26 protein-coding genes are annotated in these 21218 nt (G+C 66.4%); 15 read left to right on the plus strand and 11 right to left on the minus strand.

All coding sequences use genetic code 11. The features are described 5' to 3' along the window. Positions 1-138: 138 nt before the first annotated feature. Positions 139-915 carry an SDR family NAD(P)-dependent oxidoreductase gene (locus tag CV102_RS07535; RefSeq protein ID WP_148857283.1) on the plus strand — a complete coding sequence of 259 codons (777 nt, stop codon included), beginning with the start codon at positions 139-141 and terminating at the stop codon, positions 913-915. Next, entirely contained in the window at positions 912-1922 is a 1011-nt protein-coding gene (locus tag CV102_RS07540) for a TIGR04024 family LLM class F420-dependent oxidoreductase (protein ID WP_148857284.1), read from the plus strand. Before CV102_RS07535 ends, CV102_RS07540 begins: the two co-directional genes overlap by 4 nt. 36 nt (positions 1923-1958) lie before the next feature. On the opposite strand, the gene CV102_RS25815 is transcribed toward CV102_RS07540, so the two are convergent. Further along, a complete protein-coding gene (locus CV102_RS25815; protein ID WP_187432889.1) occupies positions 1959-2567 on the minus strand; it encodes a hypothetical protein in 609 nt (202 codons plus the stop codon). Positions 2568-2790: 223 nt separating this feature from the next. Between CV102_RS25815 and CV102_RS07550 the strand changes: the two genes are divergently transcribed. Next, the gene (locus CV102_RS07550; RefSeq protein ID WP_148857285.1) at positions 2791-3801 is read left to right on the plus strand and encodes an AIR synthase family protein; all 1011 of its coding nucleotides are present in this window, start codon (positions 2791-2793) and stop codon (positions 3799-3801) included. On the opposite strand, the gene CV102_RS07555 is transcribed toward CV102_RS07550, so the two are convergent. The 4 genes from CV102_RS07555 to CV102_RS07570 all read right to left on the minus strand — a co-directional run bounded on the left by CV102_RS07555 (position 3765) and on the right by CV102_RS07570 (position 9248). After that, positions 3765-4919 carry an ion channel gene (locus CV102_RS07555; protein ID WP_148857286.1) on the minus strand — a complete coding sequence of 385 codons (1155 nt, stop codon included), beginning with the start codon at positions 4917-4919 and terminating at the stop codon, positions 3765-3767. The genes CV102_RS07550 and CV102_RS07555 overlap by 37 nt on opposite strands. Positions 4920-4981: 62 nt before the next feature. Next, positions 4982-6208, minus strand: a complete 1227-nt coding sequence (locus CV102_RS07560; RefSeq protein WP_148857287.1) for a lactate racemase domain-containing protein — start codon at positions 6206-6208, stop codon at positions 4982-4984. A 78-nt stretch (positions 6209-6286) separates the two neighbouring features. Further along, a complete protein-coding gene (locus CV102_RS07565; protein ID WP_148857288.1) occupies positions 6287-6511 on the minus strand; it encodes a hypothetical protein in 225 nt (74 codons plus the stop codon). 64 nt (positions 6512-6575) lie between these two features. Further along, complete coding sequence (locus CV102_RS07570) at positions 6576-9248, minus strand: AAA domain-containing protein (RefSeq protein WP_148857289.1); 2673 nt, start codon at positions 9246-9248, stop codon at positions 6576-6578. Between the two features lie 186 nt (positions 9249-9434). Here CV102_RS07570 and CV102_RS07575 point away from each other — a divergent pair, with 186 nt between their 5' ends. After that, a complete protein-coding gene (locus CV102_RS07575) occupies positions 9435-9968 on the plus strand; it encodes an SPW repeat domain-containing protein (protein WP_148857290.1) in 534 nt (177 codons plus the stop codon). A gap of 14 nt (positions 9969-9982) precedes the next feature. Here CV102_RS07575 and CV102_RS07580 read toward each other — a convergent pair whose 3' ends face one another. After that, on the minus strand, positions 9983-10228 hold the full coding sequence (locus CV102_RS07580) for a hypothetical protein (RefSeq protein ID WP_148857291.1): 246 nt from the start codon (positions 10226-10228) through the stop codon (positions 9983-9985). Between the two features lie 115 nt (positions 10229-10343). Between CV102_RS07580 and CV102_RS07585 the strand changes: the two genes are divergently transcribed. Then, positions 10344-10895: a hypothetical protein gene (locus tag CV102_RS07585; protein ID WP_148857292.1), complete on the plus strand. Its 552-nt coding sequence runs from the start codon at positions 10344-10346 to the stop codon at positions 10893-10895. A gap of 44 nt (positions 10896-10939) precedes the next feature. Here the strand turns inward: CV102_RS07585 and CV102_RS07590 are convergent, their stop codons facing one another. After that, positions 10940-11725: an SRPBCC family protein gene (locus tag CV102_RS07590; RefSeq protein ID WP_148857293.1), complete on the minus strand. Its 786-nt coding sequence runs from the start codon at positions 11723-11725 to the stop codon at positions 10940-10942. Between the two features lie 334 nt (positions 11726-12059). Here CV102_RS07590 and CV102_RS07595 point away from each other — a divergent pair, with 334 nt between their 5' ends. Both CV102_RS07595 and CV102_RS07600 read left to right on the plus strand, forming a co-directional pair. Then, positions 12060-12479 carry a nuclear transport factor 2 family protein gene (locus CV102_RS07595; RefSeq protein WP_148857294.1) on the plus strand — a complete coding sequence of 140 codons (420 nt, stop codon included), beginning with the start codon at positions 12060-12062 and terminating at the stop codon, positions 12477-12479. After that, positions 12476-12688, plus strand: coding sequence for a hypothetical protein (locus tag CV102_RS07600; RefSeq protein ID WP_148857295.1), 213 nt, complete (start codon positions 12476-12478; stop codon positions 12686-12688). The genes CV102_RS07595 and CV102_RS07600 overlap by 4 nt, the downstream gene beginning before the upstream one ends. A gap of 140 nt (positions 12689-12828) precedes the next feature. On the opposite strand, the gene CV102_RS07605 is transcribed toward CV102_RS07600, so the two are convergent. Together CV102_RS07605 and CV102_RS07610 are read right to left on the minus strand one after the other, a co-directional pair. Further along, positions 12829-13785, minus strand: coding sequence for a zinc-dependent metalloprotease (locus tag CV102_RS07605; protein ID WP_148857296.1), 957 nt, complete (start codon positions 13783-13785; stop codon positions 12829-12831). Positions 13786-13932: 147 nt separating this feature from the next. Then, complete coding sequence (locus tag CV102_RS07610; RefSeq protein ID WP_148857297.1) at positions 13933-14250, minus strand: hypothetical protein; 318 nt, start codon at positions 14248-14250, stop codon at positions 13933-13935. Positions 14251-14376: 126 nt separating this feature from the next. Here CV102_RS07610 and CV102_RS07615 point away from each other — a divergent pair, with 126 nt between their 5' ends. The 8 genes from CV102_RS07615 (at position 14377) to CV102_RS07650 (ending at position 19568) form a co-directional block, all read left to right on the plus strand. After that, complete coding sequence (locus CV102_RS07615; RefSeq protein WP_148857298.1) at positions 14377-14604, plus strand: LSM domain-containing protein; 228 nt, start codon at positions 14377-14379, stop codon at positions 14602-14604. Next, positions 14601-14777, plus strand: a complete 177-nt coding sequence (locus tag CV102_RS07620) for a 50S ribosomal protein L37e (RefSeq protein ID WP_076609090.1) — start codon at positions 14601-14603, stop codon at positions 14775-14777. Before CV102_RS07615 ends, CV102_RS07620 begins: the two co-directional genes overlap by 4 nt. A gap of 255 nt (positions 14778-15032) precedes the next feature. Then, positions 15033-15731, plus strand: a complete 699-nt coding sequence (locus CV102_RS07625) for a DUF4013 domain-containing protein (RefSeq protein ID WP_148857299.1) — start codon at positions 15033-15035, stop codon at positions 15729-15731. A gap of 116 nt (positions 15732-15847) precedes the next feature. Beyond that, the gene (locus CV102_RS07630; RefSeq protein WP_148857300.1) at positions 15848-17041 is read left to right on the plus strand and encodes a threonine synthase; all 1194 of its coding nucleotides are present in this window, start codon (positions 15848-15850) and stop codon (positions 17039-17041) included. Positions 17042-17333: 292 nt separating this feature from the next. Further along, positions 17334-18092, plus strand: coding sequence for a class I SAM-dependent methyltransferase (locus tag CV102_RS07635; protein ID WP_148857301.1), 759 nt, complete (start codon positions 17334-17336; stop codon positions 18090-18092). Positions 18093-18160: 68 nt separating this feature from the next. Beyond that, positions 18161-18859 carry a phosphoglycerol geranylgeranyltransferase gene (locus CV102_RS07640; protein WP_148857302.1) on the plus strand — a complete coding sequence of 233 codons (699 nt, stop codon included), beginning with the start codon at positions 18161-18163 and terminating at the stop codon, positions 18857-18859. Between the two features lie 221 nt (positions 18860-19080). Beyond that, the gene (locus CV102_RS07645) at positions 19081-19359 is read left to right on the plus strand and encodes a HalOD1 output domain-containing protein (RefSeq protein ID WP_148857303.1); all 279 of its coding nucleotides are present in this window, start codon (positions 19081-19083) and stop codon (positions 19357-19359) included. Beyond that, complete coding sequence (locus tag CV102_RS07650) at positions 19356-19568, plus strand: hypothetical protein (protein WP_148857304.1); 213 nt, start codon at positions 19356-19358, stop codon at positions 19566-19568. The genes CV102_RS07645 and CV102_RS07650 overlap by 4 nt, the downstream gene beginning before the upstream one ends. 211 nt (positions 19569-19779) lie before the next feature. Here CV102_RS07650 and CV102_RS07655 read toward each other — a convergent pair whose 3' ends face one another. Both CV102_RS07655 and CV102_RS07660 read right to left on the minus strand, forming a co-directional pair. Continuing rightward, positions 19780-20250 (minus strand): 2Fe-2S iron-sulfur cluster-binding protein, encoded by a 471-nt coding sequence (locus CV102_RS07655; protein ID WP_148857305.1) that lies wholly within the window; start codon positions 20248-20250, stop codon positions 19780-19782. Positions 20251-20379: 129 nt separating this feature from the next. After that, on the minus strand, positions 20380-21174 hold the full coding sequence (locus tag CV102_RS07660) for an SIR2 family NAD-dependent protein deacylase (protein WP_148857306.1): 795 nt from the start codon (positions 21172-21174) through the stop codon (positions 20380-20382). Positions 21175-21218: the final 44 nt, after the last annotated feature.

A 21218-nucleotide genomic window follows, 5' to 3' on the forward strand; every position in this document is an offset into this window, starting at 1 on the left:
GTGTGCGTATCGATGACAGTGCTCGCCCACTGTCTTAACAATACGGGAGTCGGACCCATCTTTATTAACAGTGTCTGCGTATCGTTTACTGTACCTAACAATGGTAACCACTCTCGCAGCGGAGACGGGTGATCGCCGATGAGTACCGAACAGTTCAGCGTCGACGGCGACGTCGCCATCGTCACCGGGGCCTCGAGCGGCATCGGGGAATCGATCGCGAAGGGGTTCGCTGACGACGGCGTCGACGTCGTGATCTGCTCGCGCGAGCAGGACAACGTCGACCCGGTCGCGGAGGAGATCAACGAAAGCGACCGTCCGGGTACGGCGCTTCCGGTCGAGTGCGACGTCACCGACCGGGAGGCGGTCGACGCGCTGGTCGAGGCGACCGTCGAGGAGTTCGGCGGTCTCGACGTGCTGGTGAACAACGCCGGCGCGTCGTTCATGGCCACCTTCGACGATATCTCCGAGAACGGCTGGAAGACGATCGTCGACATCAACGTCCACGGCACCTACCACTGCACGCAGGCCGCCGCGGAGCACCTCAAGGAAGACGGTGGGGTCGTGATCAACCTGTCCAGCGTCGCCGGACAGATGGGATCGCCGTACATGAGCCACTACGGCGCGGCGAAAGCGGCCGTGGTGAACCTGACGAAGACCCTCTCCTACGAGTGGGCGGGAGACGACGTCCGCGTCAACTGCATCGCGCCCGGCTTCGTCGCGACGGAAGGCGTCGAGAGCCAGATGGGCGTCTCGGCCGACGAGGTCGACCGGACGGAGGTCGAACGGCGGATGGGAACCGTCGAGGAGATCGCCGATCTCGCGCAGTTCCTCGCGAGTCCGGCCTCCTCGTACATCGTCGGCGAAACGATCACCGCGCAGGGACTGCCCCGCATCGAAGAGTCACCGGACGTATGACCGACAGAGACGTCCACCTCCCTGTCGCGGCCCAGCCGAGCGTCGACTCGCTGGCCGAGTACGCCCGGCGGGCCGAAGACGGGGGATTCGACTGCGTCTGGCTCCCCGAAACCTGGGGTCGAGACGCGGTGACCGTCCTGACGACGATCGCCGAGCGAACCGAGAGCGTCGATCTCGGGACCAGCATCGTCAACACCTACTCGCGCTCGCCGGCGCTGCTCGGCCAGACCGCCGCGACGCTGCAGGAGGTCGCCGACGGCCGGTTCCGTCTCGGCCTCGGCCCGAGCGGCCCAGTCGTGATCGAGAACTGGCACGGTCTCGAGTACGGCAACCCGCTCAAGCGCACCCGAGAGACCGTCGAGGTCGTCCGGCAGGTGCTCTCGGGCGAGACCGTCGACTACGAGGGCGACGAGTTCTCGCTGGCCGGCTTCCGACTCCGGTGTGAGGCACCCGATCCCGCACCGCCGGTCGAGGTGACCGGGATGGGACCGAAGGCGGTCGAACTCGCGGGCCGGTTCGCCGACGGCTGGCACGCCATCATGCTCACGCCCGACGGAGTCCGGGACCGAATCGAAGACCTCGAGCGCGGCGCCGGCCTCGGCGACCGCGACCCCGACGATGTGGCGGTGACCGTCGGCGTCACCTGCTGTGCGCTGGAGGACGCCGACCGAGCCCGCGAACTCGCCCGACAGCACACCGCGTTCTACGTCGGCGGGATGGGAACGTTCTACCGCGACGCGCTGGTTCGCCAGGGGTACGACGAGGGCGAGACGATCCACGACGCCTGGCAGGAGGGTGACCGGGAGCGGGCGCTCGAGGCGGTCTCCGACGAGTTGCTCGAGGACCTCTGTGCCGCGGGCGACCCCGAGACCGCGCGCGAGCGAGTCGCGCGGTTCGAGGCGGTCGACGGCGTCGACGCCGTCGCCGTCAGTTTCCCGCGCGGTGCCGACCAGGAAGAGATCGAGGCGACGATGGAGGCGCTGGCGCCGGATTCGGACCCGGCCTGAACGGCGTCTCGTTTTCGCGAATTCCGGACGCGTGAGCTATCGCTCGAGCAGGTAGAGCGTCACGAACGCGGTCGCCGAGACGATCTCGGCGATCTTCGTCGAGAGTGCGGCCAGATCGTCCCGGAGGTGATCGACGAGGACCTCGTGAGCCGGGGCGTCGTGGTCGTGATCGTGCCCGTCATCGTGAGAGTGTTCGTCGTCGTGGGCGTGGTCATCGTGCCCGTCGTCGTGGCTGTGGTCGTCGTGGGCGTGATCGTCGTCGTGACTGTGATCGTCATCGTGCCCGTCGTCGTGACCGGTAGAATCGTCATGGCCGTGATCGTCGTGACCGTGATCGTGGCCGTCGAATCCGAGGGTACTCTCTGCGATCTGGAAGACGTGCCAGTCGGCGTAGGCGAAGACGTGTCCGATCATCAGGAGTGCACCGGCGAGGAACACCGTTGGCGGTGCGACGACGCCCGTCGCGTAGCTGACACCGAGGGCGACGACGAACGCTGCCCCGATGAGAAATAGAATCGGTAACAGCACGGTCGTTCCGTTCGCGAGAGACTCGAGGATACCACCGACGCCGAGTACCAGGTGGACGATCGCCGAAAACCCGGCGAGCCCGAACGCGACTGCCAGGAGAACGGTTCGCTGGTTCATTACGTGCTTCTCGCCCCCTCATTCCAAGGTGTCTGTGGTACATTCGTCGAAAGCTGACGTCTCTCTTCGAGACGGTCACTCGAGAAGTACAGTCATCGCTCGCAGAACGACCTGCCCGGTCGCACGGAGTGACGGACGATCGACCTCCTCGAGAGGTGCGCTCGGGCGTGGGCACTCGAGCGCTGCCGACAGCTACAAACCGCGTATCGACACAGTTCGTTGTATGCCCGGAAAGGTACCGCCGGAGGAGTTGCTCGAGCACGTGTTCGGCCGCACGGGAACCGCGAACGCGGACGAGTCGGTGATTCAGGGACCCGCGGACGGTGAGGATGCCGCGGCGATCGCGTGGCCTGACGGCGAGGGAACGCTCGTCGTCAGCTCCGATCCGATCTCGCTCGCGGCCTCACAGGTCGGCCGCCTCGGTGTCCACGTCGCCTGCAACGACGTCGCCGCCTCCGGAGCCGATCCCCGCTGGCTCACCGTCGTCATCCTGCTCCCGGACGAGGACGCGCCGCTCGAGACGATCACCGACGACCTCGACGCGGCCGCTCGGGAGGTCGGGGCGTCGATCGTCGGCGGTCACTCGGAGTACGTCGACCAGCTCGAGCGCCCGCTCGTCTCGCTGACCGCGATGGGGGCGAGCGACGCGTTCGTCCCGACCGGGGGCGCAGAGCCCGGTGACAGGGTCGTCCTCACGAAGGCGGCAGGGATCGAGGGGACGGCCATCCTCGCGGCCGACTTCGGCGACGAACTCGGCGTCGATTCCGACGTCCGCGACCGCGCGGCGACGTTCCTCGAGGAGATCAGCGTCGTCCCTGACGGGCGCATCCTCCGGGAGTACGCGACAGCGATGCACGACCCCACGGAGGGCGGCGTCGCGGCCGGCCTGTTCGAACTCGCGCGGGCCTCCGGCGTTCGGCTCGAAGTCGACCGGGACGCAGTACCGGTCCGCCCCGAAACCGAGACGCTCTGCGGGGCGGCGGGCGTCGACCCGCTCCGGATCTTCGGCTCGGGTGCGTTGCTCGCGACCGTCCCCGAGGATGCGATCGACGACTGTCTCGAAGCGCTTGAGGACGCCGACCTCGCAGCCGCCGAGATCGGAACGGTCGGCGAGGCCCCACGAGCTTCGGAGACGGCGGACGGTTCCGCGCTCGAACTCGGTTCCGAGACGATCACGGAGCCGATTCAGGACGACCTCTATCCGCTGTGGGAAGCCGCCGACGACGGCGACTGATCCGCGGGCTCGCTCGAGCCGAACGCCGCACGAACGACCGCGTCGACCACGACTGCTTCGGGATCGACGACCGCGTCCGCCTCGCCGTCTCCGACCACTTCCTTTGCGTCTCGATTTGCGATCATCACGATTCGAGCGTCCGTGACGCCTCGTGCGGCGAGCGACGCGTCGGTGGCATCCAGTTCCCCGGCTGTCGTGACGAGAACTGCATCGCACGCCTCGAGTTCGGCCCGCTCGAGAACGCGCGTCTCGGTCGGATCGCCGACGACGGTCTCGACACCGTCGGGAAGCCGTTTCGCTCGTCGCTCGTCGCTCGTTACGACGGTGATCGAGCCCCGTCCCGAGAGCCCTTCGGCGAGTCGAGCGGTCCACTCGTCGGAGCCGAGGACGGCGATTCGTTCTCCATCGCCCGTGCCGGACTGCCCTCGGTGGCTCGTCGCCTGCCGACCGGTTCGGGCGAGCCGGTTCTCGAGGGCCGGACCGAACAGGCTGCCGACGACCACGCCGACGGTCGTCGGCCCGAGGACGACCAGGCTGATGGCGAACAGGCGCGCGGTCTCGGTCTGTGGATGGATGTCACCGTAGCCGACCGTGCTCGCGGTGACGAGCGTGAAGTAGACCGCGTCGATGACGGTATCGAGTTCGTCGAACTGGGCCCGGAGGGTGTACGCGCCGGCCGTGCCGTAACAGAAGACGCCGACGATGGCCACGAGCGCGCCGAGCTGAGTCGAGGCGAGCGCGCTCGAGCGCGTGAACCGCTCGCTGGTGAGCACGAGCACGGCGAGGCCGCCGATCGAGAGGACGAACAGCGGCACCGAGAAGAGCCGGAACTGGACGACGCCGTGGGCGGCCGCGAGAAAGACGAGCGCAGCCGCAGTGACGTACGCGAGCCGGTAGCCCCGACGCATCCCCCACGCGGTGACGAGCAGCGCGAAACCGATGACGGTCCCGCTGAACTCCGCGGCCGCCTGGAGGTCTCCGAGGGGTCCAGCCGCCTCGAGGGTCGGTCTGGTGAGGATGGCGACGACGCCGGTCACGATGGAGGTGATGGCGACTGCGACGACGAGCCAGACGGCGACGCGGCCACCCGGACGGTAACTACGGAGGCGTTCGAGCATAGGCGTTCCACCACGCCGACGAGGGTAAAACTGGATCCGTGGGAGCGACGACCGACTCGAGTCTACCGACCCTCGACCAAGAGCGTGTTCAAGGCGTCGGGAACCACTAGCACGTCGCTGCCGGGTTCGACGGCGTCGGAGACGTCGCCTTCGGCGCGCATCAGACACGATTCGACGACCTCGGGGGCCTGGCTGTTCGTCACGACGAGGTCGTGCTCGCGCAGGACGCGCGCGACGACGAACGCCCGCTGGGCGCCGGGCTCGTACCCCTCTCGCATCTCCTCGTACAGCGATTCGGCGTCGTCGGCGTCCCGGAGTCGCCGGAAGAACCGCCGCTCGCCGGTCCCTTCGCCTGCACCTTCGGGGAGGGCGGCGGGGACGACGAGTCGGCCGGACGGCTTCAGTGGATTTCGGTCGCCCAGCGCCACGTAGGTCGCGCCGCGGGTCGCCTGGTAGAGGTTCCCGTCCTTGGGCGCGCCGACGCCGCAGACGACGGCGTCGAACTCGCGTTCGATCGGAACGGAGAGGGTGTCTCGAACCACTGCCGCGAGTTCGCGGACGACGCGTCGCCCCGCTCCGGCGCGGACGCCGAGCACGCCCGTCGGCCCGTGCGTGAGATTGAGCGAGAAGTCGACCCCGACGAGGTCGCCGGCTGCGTCGAGCGTCTCCCGAAACGGATTCCCTTCGACGCGGCCGAGTCGGACGCCCTCGCGGGCGAGCATCTCCGGGCCGTGGGTGTAGCGGATCAACGACTCGCTGCCCGCGCCGATCACGACCGTCTTCGCGCCGCCGCTGAAGCCGGCGTACTGGTGGGGTTCGACGACGCCCGTGGAGAGGACCGTCTCGGCGTCCGCGACGGGGTCGCCGATCTCGACGGGAACGCCATCGACTGTTCCAACCTCGCGAACCGACTCCGGGTCGTGGTTCACCGCCAGATCGGCGTGGGGGCCGAGCATCGCTTCGATTTCGTCGTCGGTCATCGGTCGGTGGAGGCCGAGGCCGATGACGACCGTGACCTGCTCGCGCGCGACGCCGAGGGTCACGAGGCGCTCGAGGAGCACGTCGAGTAACACGTCGTCGGGCGCTTTTCGCGTGATATCGGTGACGACGATCGCGACGTCGTCGTCCGGATCGACGCGGGCGGACAGCGGCGGACCGAGGGGCTCCTCGAGCGCTCGTTCGGCGGCCGCGCGAACGTCGACGGAGTCGCCGCCCGGCGGGTCGGCGACCGTCACCTCGCAGTCGGGGAGTCGCACGTCGATCGTCCCGGAACCCAGTGGAACGTTCACGAACGGCATTCGATTTCGGTCGTAAAAAACGATCGTGGTTTCGGCCCTTCGGGACGATCAAGTCCCGGTCCGCCGCGGCTACTGTGCACCGTCCTCCCGGCGCTCGTCGATGAACAGGCGCACGCCCATTACGGGGATGAACAGGAAGAACGCCATGAAGACCGTCCCCGCCAGGACCGAGACCGCGAAGTCGAACGCGAGCGTCGGCGGCAGCGTCCAGGCCGCGAGCAGGAATCCGCCGAGTAGCGAGACCACGATGAGGATCAGGATGTCGGTCGCGTGTACCGGAACCTCCTGTGACATACCCGAACTTGCGACCGGTGGCACATAACGCTACGCGGTTTCGCGCTCGGTCGACCGCCCCTCCTTACCTGCGCGCCCACTCGAGCATCCGTCCGTAGACGGGGTCGGAGCCGAGCGCCTGGCTGTCGCCGACGAGTACCAGCGCCCGCTTCGGTCGGGTGAGCGCGACGTTGATCCGGCGGTAGTCCTCGAAGATGGGGCCCTCGAGGCTTCCCGTCGCGGTAAAGGAGACGACGATGACCTCCTTGCTCGAGCCCTGGAACCGGTCGACCGTGTCGACGGCGACGTCTTCGGGGACGTGACTCGAGATCTCCGAGACCTGGGCCCGGAAGGGGGCGATGACGCCGATCGCCGACCGATCGACGCCGGCGTCCTCGTAGGTGTCGATCAGTTCGGCGATGCGGGCCGCCTCCACGCTGTCGGTGTAGCGGCTGCCGTCGCCCTCGACGTCGACGAACGCGACGGGGTCTCGCAGGGTTTCGGGAAGGTCGTCTCGAGTGACGCCCTCGAGGTCGTCGAGCGTTCGGCCGGCGACCTCGGGCGTAGCGGGTCGAAGCTGGCCGTCGTAGAACTCCCGCGAGGCGAACACCTGGATTCGCTGGTTCATCCGGTACTGGCGGTCGAGCATCACGCCGGCATCGGGGTGGAGATCGACGAGGCGTTCGAACAGCGACTCGGTGAGGTCGTTCTCCGCCCGCACGACCGGCGGCAACTGCTCGTGGTCGCCGACGAGGACGAATCGCTCGGCGAGGTTGATCGCCGCGAAGGTACCGGGCTCCGTGAGCTGAGCCGCCTCGTCGACCAGCGCGGCGTCGAACGACTGCTCCTTCATGATTCGTGACCCGCAGGTGGCGGTCGTCGCCGCGACGACCTGTGCGTTCTCCAGTTCGGCGACTCGCTCCTCGGGATCGCCCGCGCGCTCGAGCCGATACGGCTCCATGTCGTCGCGAACGCCGCTCTCGGAGCCGACGCGGACGATCCGGTCATCGTCGACGACGTCTTCGAGCTGCTCGAGCAGGGCTTCCAGGGCGTTGTCGACCGCGCGGTTCGTAAAGGCAGACAGCAGGACGCGCTCGCCGCGCTCGACCATCGCGCGGATGGCGCGGGCGATGGTGTAGGTCTTGCCGGTCCCCGGCGGACCGTGGATCAGCGCGAAATCGCGAGCGCCGACGGCCATCGCGACGGCCTCGTTCTGAGCCGCGTTGTTGTCGATAAACGTCTCCTCGATCGCATCAAATTCGGGTTCGGCCCGGTCGAACAGCACGTCCTTGCGGCGTTCGTCGCCTTTCAGGAGCATGTCGTGGAGCGCGACGAGCAGCCGGTCGGTCGTCAGCTCCGAGGGGTAGACGTCTAATCGCGTCACTTCGACGGCCTCGTCGGCCGTCAGAATGACGCTCTCCTCGTCCAGCCGCTCGATTCGAGCGAGTTCGGACTGCCCGCGAACCGGGTGGCCGTCGCTCGCGAGCACCAGGTCGCCCTCTCGGAGCTTCGAGGCCGCACCGCTCGTTCGACGGGCCGTGAGTTCCCAGCGCCCCTCCTCGAGTTCGCGTTTCTCCTCGAACTCGAGGTCGATCATCGCGCGGTCGTCGTCGGCGCGCTCCTGGGCGTCCTGCTCCCAGAGCTTGGCGTACTCGCGGTGGACCTCCCGTCGCTCCTCCTCGATCGCGCGGGAGAACCGCTCGAAGAACTCCCGCTCCTCGGCGGGAAGGGGTTGACCGATCTGGCCGGCCTTCGACTCCTGGTCGAGTCGGCCCGAGACGACCATACAGGTGTCCTGCTCGAAACAGTACTCGCACTTGGCGTTCCCCTCGTAGCCGGTCGGCACGTCACCGGCCATCTCGGCCGCCGCGATCTCGTTGCGCAGTCGAACGACGTACTTCAGGAGGCCGTCGCCCATCGAGAACTCCTTCGCGGGGGTGAGGTCGCCGGTCTCCTCGTTGCGATCGAGCGCCGAGTTTTTCGTGTAGAGCAGGGTTCCGAGGTCCACGTCGCCGCCGTGTTCCTCGAGCAAGAGCGCGTAGCAGGCGGCCTGGACCTTGTCCTTGAATCGGGGCTCCTTCTTGAGGTTCTTCCCGGTCTTGAGTTCGACCGGCGCACCCCGCCGGATCGCGTCGGCCCGACCGCGAATGCCGAACGTCTCGCTGATGAGGAGCTGCTCCGACCGCCAGCTGTCTTCTTCCGTCAGGCGGCCCTGCTCGAGCCACCCCTCGATCGCCTTCGCGTTCTCCCGGACGTCCTCTGCGACGGCGTCGGGCGACTCGCCGAGCAGGCCGAGCTGGAGACCGCGTTCGTCGACGCGGGCCTCGATCGAATCCTCGAGCTCTCGGCCGCGCAGGAGGTCACCGAACACCTCGTGAACGAGCGTCCCCTTCACGACGGGGTAGTTCAGCGGGACCCCGGAGAGTTTGTTCAAGTAATAGAGGCGGGGACACTCCGTCCAGTTCCGGATCGCCGTCACGTTCACGAGGAAGCTCGGCTCGACGACCACGTAGGAGTCGCCCGTCGTCTTGTACTGGGTCTCGCCCTGGTACTCCTCTCGCTCGGCGTTGGTGACCAGCAGTTCCATGCCGGGTTCGAGCAACTCGGCCGACTCGGTCCACTTGTTCCAGCAGACGACCGTCGTGGGCTCGTGGTCGTCCGCGAGCACCAGCGGCACCTCGGCGAGCTGACTCTCGCCGTAGCTCGTCGACACCGAGCGAACCTCGACCTCGTCGGCGACCGTTCCGCGTACGTCCACGGCTATCGTCACGGCCGAGGCATCAAAAACGCTATCGGTCGCGGACCAGACCGGGATTGCCACTGCAGTTTCGCGAGTAATCCCGTGTTTATTCCGGTGTCACCAGTTGTTTCTTCCGACGTCAACGGTTCCGTCAGCGGAACGGTCGCGGCCCTTTTGGAACTTCGCGGCGAACCTCGAACTGCTATGAGTGACCCCAACAGTGACGACCGTCGCACGGATACGGAAGCCGACCCACCAGAGGGTCGAACACCCACCGAAACGGACTCGGGAACCGGTGCCGGTGACCGAGACGACCGCGGGCGCGATCCGCGCGACGACTCCACACAGATCGCGAACGAGGAACGCCGGCGGAACACGCCGTTCATCAGCGCGATCGTCGCTGCGATCGGGGTGTGGGTCGCCCTCTCCGTGCTGATCTACGACATGGGCGCGGCCGCCCTCTGGAACAACGTCCTCGTCGGCGCCGTCGTCTTGGTCGCCGGCGGCTACAACTACTATCGGCTGGTGAACGACGCCCCGCTCAGCGTCGGCGTCGCCTCACTGGTCGCGCTGCTCGGCATCTGGCTGATCGTCGCCCCGGCGCTGCTCGAGATGGTCAACGGGTTCTGGAGCACGCTCGTCTCCGGACTGCTCATCGCGGCGCTGGCGGGGTACAACGCCTACGAGGCTCGAGAGGCCCGTTCGGTCGCGACCGAGCCCGAACCGGAGGCGCCCTGAGACGTATCGCGTAGCTACGACTCGAGGTCCGCCTCCAGCCGCCGGCGTCGGTGTTCGGCGGCGTGGTGGTCCGTGGCGACGGTTGCGAACGCGACCATCGCGACCGCGAAGGCGATCGAAACGACCGGCGAAACGCCGTTGACGTAGCCGTTCGCGAGCTGTCCTGCGGCCAAAACCAGCGGTCCAACCGCGAGCAGCGTACTCTTCGTCGGCGCAGCGCGAAACAGGTCGATGTACGAGGGGGATCGGCGGGCGGCCATGGGAAACTGTCGGTTACCCCCTCCTGTCTGGGGCGACGCCGTATTCCTTTTGGTTCGGTCGCCCTGATTCCCGGCGATCGATACGTTCATTCTGTCCGCGATACAACCCTCGAGTATGCGGATTCGCGAGTGGCAGGACATCCTCGAAGACGTCACCGAACGAAACGTGGACCCGGACGACTGGCGCGCAGTCGCGGGCGACCGCGCCGGTGGGGTCGGTGAGGACATGTATCTCGGACACCCTCGAGCCGGCGTCTTCTTCCTCAAGACCTACGCGAAGAACCCGTTCGAGGTTCGCGGCGTCGGCACGAAAGTCGCCCGTAGTCTCGACGACGAGATCGGTTCGTTCATGCCGGAACGCGACTCCGGCGGTCGCTTTGCGGTCCAGTCCCCGCCGGACGACGAGGACCACGCCGAGACCGTCTCGAAGCGCCTCGAGACGGTGCTCGAGACACACTCGGACGCGCCGACCCGGCCCCAGGACCTCTTCGACGACGTGATGGAGGCCGTCGAGAGCCCGGCGTTCGGGCCGATGGAGTACGACCAGTACGACCGGCCCGAGGAACTCGAGGAGCTCTCCGAGCAGTTCGACGAGGCCGAAGAGCTACTGAACGCGGAGCTCGACGATCTCATCGAGACCGACGAGGTCGACCGCGGCTTCATGTAGACTGGGTGGCGGCCGATCGCGCTATTCGTGCTCTCGAAGCCTGTTCAGACGATATCTCCCGTCCCGCGAGCGGACGGATTCGCCTCGGTCGACGGAATCTCGCCGGTCTCGGCGAGGCTTTTGAACCGCTGCAGCGTCTGCCCGACGACCGTCTCGGGGACGATGCCGAGACGTTCCATCGCCGCGTCGCCCAGCGACCCTCCTGGCGGATCGTACTGGATCTCGAGCGAGACCCTCGTTCCGCGGTCGCCGGCCGCCAGCTCGAACCGGATCGTCGCCTCGTGTGGAACCACCGCGCCGTCGAGCGATTCCCACCGCAGGAGTTCGCCGGGCCGATCCTCGACGATTTCCGTCTGCCACTCGACGCGACGATCGAGCGGGCCGCGAACGTGCCACTGGTGAGTGTCCCCGTCGAGCCCGGACACCGCAGCGAAATCGCCGAGGATGCGGCTCAATCGCTCCGGTTCGCGCCAGAACTCGTCGAGTTCGTCGGCTGGCCGACCGACCGTGATCGAGCGCTTCACCGACGGTTCGCCGCTCGTCGCGCTCCCGTCCAGTTCCGTGTGACCGTCTGCGGTGGTGATACCGAGGGCCTGATAGAGGCGGCTGTGGCCACGGACGCCACGGTACAGCAGCCCGGCGCCGGCGACTGCCGACGCTGCGCCGTCGAGCGAACGGCGTCTGAGACCACGCACGAGGAGCGCGCCGCCGAGCGCCGCAGATGCCGCTCGCTCCCATCGGCTGACGTTCGTTCTCGAGCGCTGGCCGGCCGGTATACGCTCTGCCTCCGACTGTTCGTCGGCCGAGTGCTGTGTGGAGCCCGTGGTCATGGGTCGGATTCGACGACGGTTGTGGGGTTTGCACCGGAGCGAATCGGCTGTTCGCCACCGTAGCCCTGACCCGCGCGATCGGCGGCAGTGGCGGTCGATACGTCGTGTACTCTCCGGACGCCGACGGCGTTCCCTGGCATGTATAGCGGTCCCGATACGTAATCCGGACAACTGCTTCATTGGATGTTTGGGCTGCAACTGCAACGCTTCTCGAGCGCGTGACAGCGTCGATCGCGGACCGGAACCCGACTCGTCCGTCGGGCCGACGGTCGGACCAACCTGCGTCTGCGTCCGGTGGGCCTTTGGGACCAGGCTTCGACAGACCAGCCTAGAAATGAGTGACACTGCCGAGTCCGTCGTCGAGGACTACTACGACGCGCTCCGACGGGGCGATCCGCTCGAGCGGTACTTTCTCGAGGACGCGTCCACCGTCAAGTTCGGCATCAGCGAGGCCCTGTTCGGCTACGACGCCGTCGCGGACGCGCTCCGGAGCCAGACCGAGACGACCGAGGACTGGACCGTCGAGAGCGACCGGCTTACGGTCGCCGAGGACGACGAGTGCGCCACGTTCGCCGACGAGGTGACGATGGCCTGGACCGACTCCGAAGACGGGACGGAACGGCGTTTCGAAACGCGCTGGAGCGGCACGCTGGTTCGCCGCGAGACGCCGGACGGTGACTCGAGTACGGATCCGACCGACGGTCCGGCCTGGCTGTTCCGGACGATGCACGTCAGTACGGCCGATTCGCTATGAGCCGCGACCCCCGTCGTTCCTCGCGGACCGGCGTGTTGACGACGCCGTCGGCTCGCCTCGCGATCGTGTTCGTGCTGCTCGTCGGCTTCTCGGGCGGACTGATCGCGCTCCAGGGCGGCGCGTCGCTGATCGAGATCGGGCTGGCGATCCTCGGCGGACTCGTCGCTGGCGGCGGACTGCTCTGGTATCTGTACTGGATCCTGGAATAGCGCGCTCGTTGCCGCGGCGACCGTCTGGTTCATACTGTCGGACAGAAGTCAATGAGAAGTCAATCGCGAAGTAGCGGCCGTCGCCGCTGGAGACGGCCGCGTCCGAGCGATCGATCTTCAAATAGCTCTGTCCGACAGTATCACCGCTCGAGACGTCGAACCCACAGCCCCGGCGTGTCGAGTTCCTCGTGCGTCGGGAGGTTGTCGGGGTGGTCCCAGACCCGACTCGCCGTCTCCAGATCCCGTACTGCGACGACGTGCTCGAAGAAGTTCTTCCCGCGTTCGTACTGGCGCTCCTTGAGTCCGAGTCCGAGCAGGCGCCGGAACAGCTTCTGGAGCGGGCCGCGGCCCTGTCGGCGAGCGTCGAGTTTCCGGCGAAGATCCTCGTACTCGTCGTCGAAGGCGTGGTCCATCAGGAGTTCCGCGTAGCCCTCGACGACGGTCATCGCCGCGTCGAGTTCGCGGAACGCCTCCTTGTTGAACGACCCCTCCGAGAGGTCGGCGATGCCGTCTTGCATCCGATTCTCGAGGTGGGTCGAAAGCCACGGGGCCGCGCCGAACTCGGCGGCGTGGGTCACTTCGTGGAACGCGATCCAGCGGCGGAACCGGTCGGGGTCGACGTCGAGGGCTTCGGCGGCCTTGAGAATGTTCGGTCGGACGAAGTACAGGGCGTGGTCGTCGTCGGGCGTCTCCGCGAGCAAGAGGGGATCGTACTGCCCGAGGACGTTCCGGCCGAGGAACGAGAGCAGGACCGTCATCGTCCCCGTGTTGATCGTCCGGGCGACGCCGGGGAACGCGCCGGTGTGGGTCTCGAGGGCGCCCATGACCCGCTCGAACGTCTCGACGTTGGCGTCGATCCAGTGGTGACGGTTCTGGATCTCGATCGTTTCGGGAACGTCGAAGTCGGCGCCGGAGACCGAGCGGACGGCCGCTCGAGCGTCCCGCACGTCGCGGGCGTAGGCCTCGCGCTCGCCGGGCTCGAGGTCGAGGGAGCCGGGGTCGGTCGCCGCCTTGGCACCGTCGGCAGCCGACTGCCAGTCGATCACGCTATCGCCGGACGCTCCGGCGACTGCGCGGGCGCTACGGTAGAGATTCACAGCTGTCGGTACGAGTGGCGAACGCAAAAGCGTTCGGCTCGCCGTCGGGTTGTAACGGTCGGTACGAAGCCGAGCGTGACGTCTCGACCGGTCTCGACGTCGACGGCGAGACGAGCGATCGGTTGTGACCCGTTTCGGTCGATCGTCTCAGTTGACGATAACGTCTGGCTCTTCTTCGGCTGGGAACTCCTCTTCCTCCTCGTCGTCGCCAGCGTACTTTTTCAGGGCGACGCCGATTGCGGCGAGGAAGACGAGCGCGATCAGCGCGCCGATGGCGCCCTTCCCGCCGGAGTCGTCTTCGCCCGCGGCCGCTTCCTCTTCGTCCGACTCCTCGGCGAACTCCGCTTCGAGTTCGTCAGACTCCTCTTTCTCGCCGAACGGAAGCGCGTCGTCGATGGCTCGCGGTCCGAACTGCGTGTCGCCGTCCAGATGCAACTCGATGAACGTGAACTTCTTTTCTCCCATACGGGATGGATCGACGAGTGTCCACTTAGCCGTTTGGCTTGGAGAGGCGTGACAGCTCACCGAGGAGACGGTGCAGACGGCACCGGGACCGGTACGATTAAGTGTGCATCACTTGCGGTGTTTCGTATGAGTGGACGACCGCTGGACGTCCTCGAGGCGTCGCTCGGCGAACGTGTCACAGTGCGACTCAAGAGTGGCGACGAGTACGTCGGCGATCTCGCCGGCTACGATCAACACATGAACCTCGTGCTCGAGGACGTGTCGATGGCCAGAGAGCGCGAAGTGGAAGAGGAGGAGCCGGTCGAAGACACAACGATTATACGCGGCGACAACGTCGTTTCGATCACTCCATGACTGGTGCAGGAACCCCGAGCCAAGGAAAGAAGAACAAGACGACCCACACCAAGTGTCGTCGCTGCGGAGAGAAGTCCTACCACACGAAAAAGAAGGTCTGCTCGTCGTGCGGCTTCGGCAAGTCTGCCAAACGCCGCGGCTACGAGTGGCAGTCGAAGACCGGCGACAACTGAACTCTCTCTGCTCTCGCACGACACGCTGTTTTCACGCCGAGCGCAGCGACAACGCACTGAGCCACCCGGCTACCGCTGAGCCAGCAGCCGCCTGGTCGTCGCGCTACCGTCTTCGGCCGCCGCCCTATCCGTCGCCGTCGTCGCGCTACCGTCGCCGTTCACCGGCTCTCGAGGCTGACGAACGATTATATAGCTGTCAGTCGTATATACTCTCGATCGAGCCGTGAGCAGCGGCAGTCGGTCGAGGAAGACACCATGCTAACCGAATCAATCGAGTATCTGAAGAACAGTGACGAGGTATGGAAGACGAGCATCATCGGCGGGGTCCTCCTGCTGTTTAGCTTCCTGCTGATCCCACTCTTTCTCGTCTGGGGATACGTCATCCGCGTGCTGGACCGGACTTCGCACGGGAACGACGAGGCCCCGGTCTTCGAGGAGTGGAGCGAGCTGACCATCGACGGAGCGAAAGCGTTCGTGATCCTCCTCGCGTACTCGCTCGTCCCCATGGTGGTCGGCGGGATACTGGTCGGCAGCGTCTGGTTTGCTACCGGCGGAACGCCGGGTTCGATCGGTGCGGCCGGATTCGTCCTCGCCGGACTGATCACCCTTGCACTGTTCGTCACGGTGGCATACGTCACCCCCGCAGCGCTCGCCAACTTCGCGGAGACCAAGCGCATCGGCGCCGGATTCGATTTCGAGACGCTCCGTCCCGTCCTCTCGAGTGGCACGTACGCGGCCAGGTGGCTGCTGGCGTTCGGGATCGTCCTCGTCGGCTCGTTCGTCTCGGGGATCCTCAACGCGGTTCCGTTCCTCGGGACCGTTCTGGGCGCGATCGTCGCGTTCTACGCCCTGGTCGCGGCGTACTACGTCATCGGCCACACCTGGCAGGACCTCCACCCGATCCCCGTAGAGGAGACTGGCGGAGAGCCGTCGCCCGAGCGGTCTGCGATCTGATCGGCGTATCCTTCGCGCCGAGTGATCGAGTCGCGCGACGACCGCCAACGGGGGCGGTGACCGGTCCCCCGTCACCTGATGAACAACCCTTAGTTCGGGGCCGCAAACACTCTCCTATGGAGACGACAGACGCCTTCGTCGGCCTCGAGTGTGTCGACTGCGGATCGACCGTCGACGCCGATGTGGAGGGCCATCAGTGTCCGGACTGCGGTGGCATTCTCGACCCGAACTACGACTACGACGCCGTCGACCTCGACCGCGAGTCGCTGGCTTCGCGGCCGTTCGACTCGATGTGGCGCTACGAGGAACTGCTACCGTTCACCCGCGAGTCCGCGGTGACGATGGACGAGGGGACGACGCCGCTGGTCGACTGCCCCAAACTCGCCGACGAGATGGGCGTCGAGCGCGTCCTCATCAAGGACGAGGGCCGGAATCCGACGGGGACGTTCAAAGACCGCGGGCAGACCCTCGCCGTGACGGCGGCCGTCCAGCACGGCGCGACCGACGTCGCGCTCGCTTCGGCGGGTAACGCCGGCCAGGCCGCCGCAGCCTACGCCGGCCGGGCCGGCCTCGAGTCCCACGTCTACCTCCCCTCCCGGTCGGGCTTTACGAACAAGGCGATGGTGAACGTCCACGGCGGCGACATGAACGTCGTCGGCGGCCGGATCGGCGACGCTGGCGCGGCCTTCGAGGAGGGGCTCGCCGAACACGACGACTGGTACCCGCTCCAGACGTTCGTCACGCCCTACCGCCACGAGGGCAAGAAGACGATGTTCTACGAGATCGCCGAACAGCTCGAGTGGGAGCTGCCGGACGTGATCTCGTACCCGACCGGCGGCGGGGTCGGTCTGGTCGGGATGTACAAGGCCGCCCGGGAGTTCCGGGAGCTCGGTCTGACCGACGACCTGCCCGCCTTCTACGCCGCGCAGGCGACGGGCTGTGCGCCCGTCGTCGAGGCGTTCGAGAAGGGCCGTGACGTCCACGAGCCGGTCGAGAACCCCGACACGATCTGCGGCGGCATCGAGATCCCCGACCCCGGCGCGAGTCCGTGGATCCTCGAGGCGCTGCGCGAGACCGACGGCGGCGCCGTCGCCACCGACGATACGGAGATTCTCGACGCCGCGATCCAGGTGGCCCAGCACGAGGGCCTCGAGATGGCGCCGACCTGTGCGGCGGCCGCAAGCGGCGTCTGGGAGCTGTCCGAGCGCGGCGAGTTCGATGGCGACGAGACGGTCGTCATCGTCAACACCGGCACGGGGAACAAAGAGGCCGACGTGCTCCGCAGTCACCTGATGAGCCAGGGGATCTGAATCGCGTCTCGTCGGTAGCTTCGACGAGTGCCCGAAACCACCGTCGCGCCGCCGAGGGACTGCCCCCCGATCATGTCGTTCCCTCCGTCGATTCCGCTCGGTAGTTCGTGTGCAAGCGTGGTTTCCTCTCGCAGAATAACGCCGGCACACGAACGCCGGCACACGAGTTTGGACGCCTGTGAACCGGTGCGAACACTGTCGCCGTCGGGCCGAGAACATATCGTTCGATCCGGATCGAGTCTCGGTGACAGACCAGGGGTAGCTTTTTAGTTATTGTCTCGACAGTTTTCGTATGGATTCGTCGGGGTACTACGACGACTTTGCAGCGTTCTACGATGCCGCCTACGGCCAGCAGGCGGGCGTCGTCGAGGATGACGTGCAGTTCTACCTCGAACTCGCCCGCGAGGCCGACGGCCCCCTCCTCGAGGTCGGCTGCGGGACCGGTCGCATCTACCTCGAGTTGCTCCGCGCCGACATCGACGCGGACGGGATCGACCTCTCGAGCGGCATGCTCGAGGTGCTCCGGGAGAACGCGGCGGACGAGGGGCTCGAACCGAACGTTCGAGAAGCCGACGTCACCTCGTTTCGCTCCGACCGGGAGTACGCCCTCGTGATCGTCCCGTTCCGCGCGTTTCTCCACCTGACGACGGTCGACGATCAGCTTGCGGCGCTCGAGCGGATTCACGACGTGCTCGCGCCCGGCGGCCGCCTCGCGCTCAACGTCTTCACGCCCAACTTCGACGTAATCTGTGAGGCCTACGGCGAGCCGGAGGAGACGACGGTCGAGGTCGACGGCGAGACCTGCACGTATCGGACGGTAACCGAACTGGCCGACGAGGTCGAGCAACTGGCTCGAATCCGATCGGAGGTGCTGACGAGCGACGGCGAGCGACTGTTCGAGCGCGAGGCGCCAATCGCGCTCGTCTCGAAACGCGAGTTCGAGTTGCTGTTTCGCCAGTCGCCGTTCTCGTCCTGGGACGTCTACGGCGGCTTCGAGTACGATCCGCTCGAGGATTCGAGCCAGGAGATGGTCTGGATCGCCGACCGATAGCGACGCTCGGATCGCCGGCCGCCGGCCGTTTCGTAGCGCTTTTGCCGGTTGTCGGGAAACGGGGCGGTATGACTGCTCCCTGGGCCGATTGGAATCACGTTCTCAAGCTGGATCCGGACAAAGAGCTTCCGGAAGGCGTCACGTTTGGCGATCTCTGTGCGACCGGGACCGACGCGATCGAAATCGGCGGCACGATGGGGATGACCGAGGAGAACATGACCGCGGTCATCGAGGCCTGTGCCGAGCACGACGTCCCGCTCTACCAGGAGCCGTCGAACCCCAGCGTCGTCGTCGAGAACGACGCACTCGATGGCTACTTTATCCCGACGGTGTTCAACGCCGGCACCCCCTTCTGGATCACGGAGGCCCACAAGGAGTGGGTCCGAATCGACGACGTCGACTGGGCCCGGACGACGACCGAGGCCTACATCGTCATGAACCCCGAGGCGGACGTGGCGACGCTCACCGAGGCCGACTGCGACCTCGAGGCGGACGACGTCGCGGCCTACGCGAAAGTCGCCGAGCGAATGTTCGGCCAGGAGATCGTCTACCTCGAGTACTCCGGGATGCTCGGCGACGAGGGGATCGTCAAAGCTGCGAGCGAGGCGGTCGACGAGTCGACGCTGTTCTACGGCGGCGGCATCCACGACTACGACTCGGCGTACGCGATGGCCCAGTACGCGGACGTCGTCGTCGTCGGGGACCTCGCCCACGACGAGGGCGTCGACGCGCTCCGCGAGACGGTCGATGCAGCCAACGACGCCTGATAGGGTCGGTTGTAACTGTTTACCGGTCGTTCGCCAGAGCGGGGTGCCGAACGACCGGAAATGACTTCCAACCGCTCCTGTGACGACCGACGTACTCGCTCGATCCGGGACGCCCCTCGCCGTTCACTTTGTGGCGAGCCACCAGGATACCGCTTGGCTGCAGGTATCGCGAAATAATACTGTCCGTCATTCTTATACCGTCCGGTGGCCTTACACTGGTGATGGCAACCCGGTTACCCTCCCACCCCTCCAGCGACGAATCGCTGTCAGTGAGAGTCGCTCGGCGGATCGCCGCCCACGAGGGCGTCGATCCGACGGAACTGTCACCACCGCTGTACCACAGTCTCGATCCCGACGCGTTGGATACCCTCTTCGAACCGATCAGCAGCGGCGGGCCCCGCGCGGGTTGCGTGACATTCAGCTACGACGGAAAACGAGTCACCGTCGACAGCGACGGCGAGATAGCGATCGAATCGGAACAGCACGCCCAGTCTCGATGAAGTACTGCCACAACTGTGATTGGTTCGCGAGCGTCGAAGACGGCCTCTCCGAACGGGAGCGCTCGAAACTGGCGATCGAACACTTCGTCGAAACGGGCCACTCGATCGACTCGACCGATTCGCTCTGCAGGCCGACGCCGCCGGCCGTCTGTGAGGATATCCTCGTCGACGAACTCGTGAGTTCGGTCACCGGCGCCGGCGCGGACTGATCGGCTCTCTCTTTCGAGACCGCTTTCGCCGTTGGCGTCGGTGTGTTCGCGGTTCCCCTCGCTGTCGAGAACGACGTGGGTCGTTGCGTATCCATCGCTGCCGGAACTACCGGTCGGCGTTTGGTGCACTCATACGGTCTGTTGTAGCGATTTACCAGTGCAACCGCGACATGTCTGCGGTTGCACCGGCAACGACTTACAGCAGACCGTATCACTCGTCGTCCGGATGAGAAATCTCGAGTTCGAAGTCGTCTTCCGGGTATGCGACGCAAGTCAGCACCCAGCCATCCTCGATTTGGTCGTCTTCGAGGTACTCGTTGCCGTCGTGGGTGACGACATCGTTTGCGTCGCCGTCGTACCTCGTAGTACACTCTCCGCAGGTGCCTACTTCGCACTCGTACGGAATGTCGACACCGGCGTCGAGCGCCGCGTCCAGCACATCCTGATCGGCCTCGACGTCGACCGTTTCGTCTTCCTCGGGGAACTCGATCTCGTACGAGTCCACGTCGTCATCCGCAACGTCATCGTCATCGAGACAGCCCGAAATCGCAACGGCGCCTGCACCGCCGATCGCGGCCAACAATCGGCGACGATCGGTTCGGGGCATCTCTCGAGGAACGACGATCGTTAGCTTCGACTCGTCGGTAGAGTCGTCTGGTTTGCGGCATGGTCGCTTGCCCATAGCCTGGTTTCCGACACTGCAGTACCGTATAATAGTTTCCGCTGGACACTCATACTGTCGGACAGAAGTCAATGAGAAGCCGATCGTGAAGTAGCGGCCGTCGCCGCTACCTGTGGATCCGGCAGATCGTCACCGGTTCTCGACGAGCTCTCGAAGCTCCGGGAGTACCTCGGTCACGTCTTCTCGGCAGACGACGTCGGCAGCGCCGTCACACGGCGTCGACTCGAGGTTGACGATCCCGACCGTCGCGCCGTTCCTGGCCGCGATTCGGGGGAGCGACGCGGCGGGCTCGACGACGAGCGAGGAGCCGATTGCGAGGAAGGCGTCGCTCTCGCGGGCCAGCGACTGCGCGCGCTGCATGACCGCGTCCGGAAGCCGTTCGCCGAAGAGGACGACGTCGGGCTTGTAGACGCCGCCGCAGTCGCAGGTCGGCGGAAGTTCACCGTCGGCGGCGCGCTCGAAGATCGGATCGCCCTCGCGGCGGCGGCCGCAGTCGGCGCATCTGACGCGGCGGGCGTTGCCGTGGAGTTCGAGGACGAAGCCGTCCACGTCGACGTTCGGTTCGTCCGTCTCGCCGTCACGGACGGCGGCCGCCGCGTCCCGGTGGAGCCCGTCCGTGTTCTGGGTGCAGATCGCCTCGAGGTCGCCGTCGCGTTCCATCGCGGCCAGCGCCTCGTGGCCCGCGTTGGGTTCGTACTCGCCGCTGAACATGGCTTCCTGGAGGTCGAGTCGATCCGCCCAGAACCCGTCGGGATCGCGCTGAAATCGTCCGTAGGTGAACTGGCCCTCGTCGAACTGTTCCCAGACGCCGTTGTCTCCCCGAAACGTCGGGATGCCGGAGGGCGCGGAGATGCCGGCCCCCGTAAGGGCGGCTGCGGTGTCCGCGCTCCGGATCGCGTCTGCAAGGGTCTCGAGGTCGTCCATACCGTGATGGTCGTGACGGATCGGCAAAAGCGAGGCGGAGAGTT

Origin of the sequence: Natronococcus pandeyae, assembly GCF_008122205.1 — an archaeon.
GTDB classification, from domain to species: domain Archaea; phylum Halobacteriota; class Halobacteria; order Halobacteriales; family Natrialbaceae; genus Natronococcus; species Natronococcus pandeyae.

Coding starts and splice junctions, on each gene's coding strand:
- CV102_RS07620 (WP_076609090.1), top strand. CDS start 14,601: ATGACTGGTGCAGGAACCCCGAGCCAAGGAAAGAAGAACAAGACGACC.
- CV102_RS07555 (WP_148857286.1), bottom strand. CDS start 4,919: ATGCTCGAACGCCTCCGTAGTTACCGTCCGGGTGGCCGCGTCGCCGTC.
- CV102_RS07535 (WP_148857283.1), top strand. CDS start 139: ATGAGTACCGAACAGTTCAGCGTCGACGGCGACGTCGCCATCGTCACC.
- CV102_RS07590 (WP_148857293.1), bottom strand. CDS start 11,725: ATGACCACGGGCTCCACACAGCACTCGGCCGACGAACAGTCGGAGGCA.
- CV102_RS07640 (WP_148857302.1), top strand. CDS start 18,161: ATGACTGCTCCCTGGGCCGATTGGAATCACGTTCTCAAGCTGGATCCG.
- CV102_RS07655 (WP_148857305.1), bottom strand. CDS start 20,250: ATGGGCAAGCGACCATGCCGCAAACCAGACGACTCTACCGACGAGTCG.
- CV102_RS07580 (WP_148857291.1), bottom strand. CDS start 10,228: ATGGCCGCCCGCCGATCCCCCTCGTACATCGACCTGTTTCGCGCTGCG.
- CV102_RS25815 (WP_187432889.1), bottom strand. CDS start 2,567: ATGAACCAGCGAACCGTTCTCCTGGCAGTCGCGTTCGGGCTCGCCGGG.
- CV102_RS07645 (WP_148857303.1), top strand. CDS start 19,081: ATGGCAACCCGGTTACCCTCCCACCCCTCCAGCGACGAATCGCTGTCA.
- CV102_RS07660 (WP_148857306.1), bottom strand. CDS start 21,174: ATGGACGACCTCGAGACCCTTGCAGACGCGATCCGGAGCGCGGACACC.
- CV102_RS07610 (WP_148857297.1), bottom strand. CDS start 14,250: ATGGGAGAAAAGAAGTTCACGTTCATCGAGTTGCATCTGGACGGCGAC.
- CV102_RS07635 (WP_148857301.1), top strand. CDS start 17,334: ATGGATTCGTCGGGGTACTACGACGACTTTGCAGCGTTCTACGATGCC.
- CV102_RS07630 (WP_148857300.1), top strand. CDS start 15,848: ATGGAGACGACAGACGCCTTCGTCGGCCTCGAGTGTGTCGACTGCGGA.
- CV102_RS07600 (WP_148857295.1), top strand. CDS start 12,476: ATGAGCCGCGACCCCCGTCGTTCCTCGCGGACCGGCGTGTTGACGACG.
- CV102_RS07625 (WP_148857299.1), top strand. CDS start 15,033: ATGCTAACCGAATCAATCGAGTATCTGAAGAACAGTGACGAGGTATGG.
- CV102_RS07585 (WP_148857292.1), top strand. CDS start 10,344: ATGCGGATTCGCGAGTGGCAGGACATCCTCGAAGACGTCACCGAACGA.
- CV102_RS07650 (WP_148857304.1), top strand. CDS start 19,356: ATGAAGTACTGCCACAACTGTGATTGGTTCGCGAGCGTCGAAGACGGC.
- CV102_RS07540 (WP_148857284.1), top strand. CDS start 912: ATGACCGACAGAGACGTCCACCTCCCTGTCGCGGCCCAGCCGAGCGTC.
- CV102_RS07550 (WP_148857285.1), top strand. CDS start 2,791: ATGCCCGGAAAGGTACCGCCGGAGGAGTTGCTCGAGCACGTGTTCGGC.
- CV102_RS07575 (WP_148857290.1), top strand. CDS start 9,435: ATGAGTGACCCCAACAGTGACGACCGTCGCACGGATACGGAAGCCGAC.
- CV102_RS07595 (WP_148857294.1), top strand. CDS start 12,060: ATGAGTGACACTGCCGAGTCCGTCGTCGAGGACTACTACGACGCGCTC.
- CV102_RS07615 (WP_148857298.1), top strand. CDS start 14,377: ATGAGTGGACGACCGCTGGACGTCCTCGAGGCGTCGCTCGGCGAACGT.
- CV102_RS07565 (WP_148857288.1), bottom strand. CDS start 6,511: ATGTCACAGGAGGTTCCGGTACACGCGACCGACATCCTGATCCTCATC.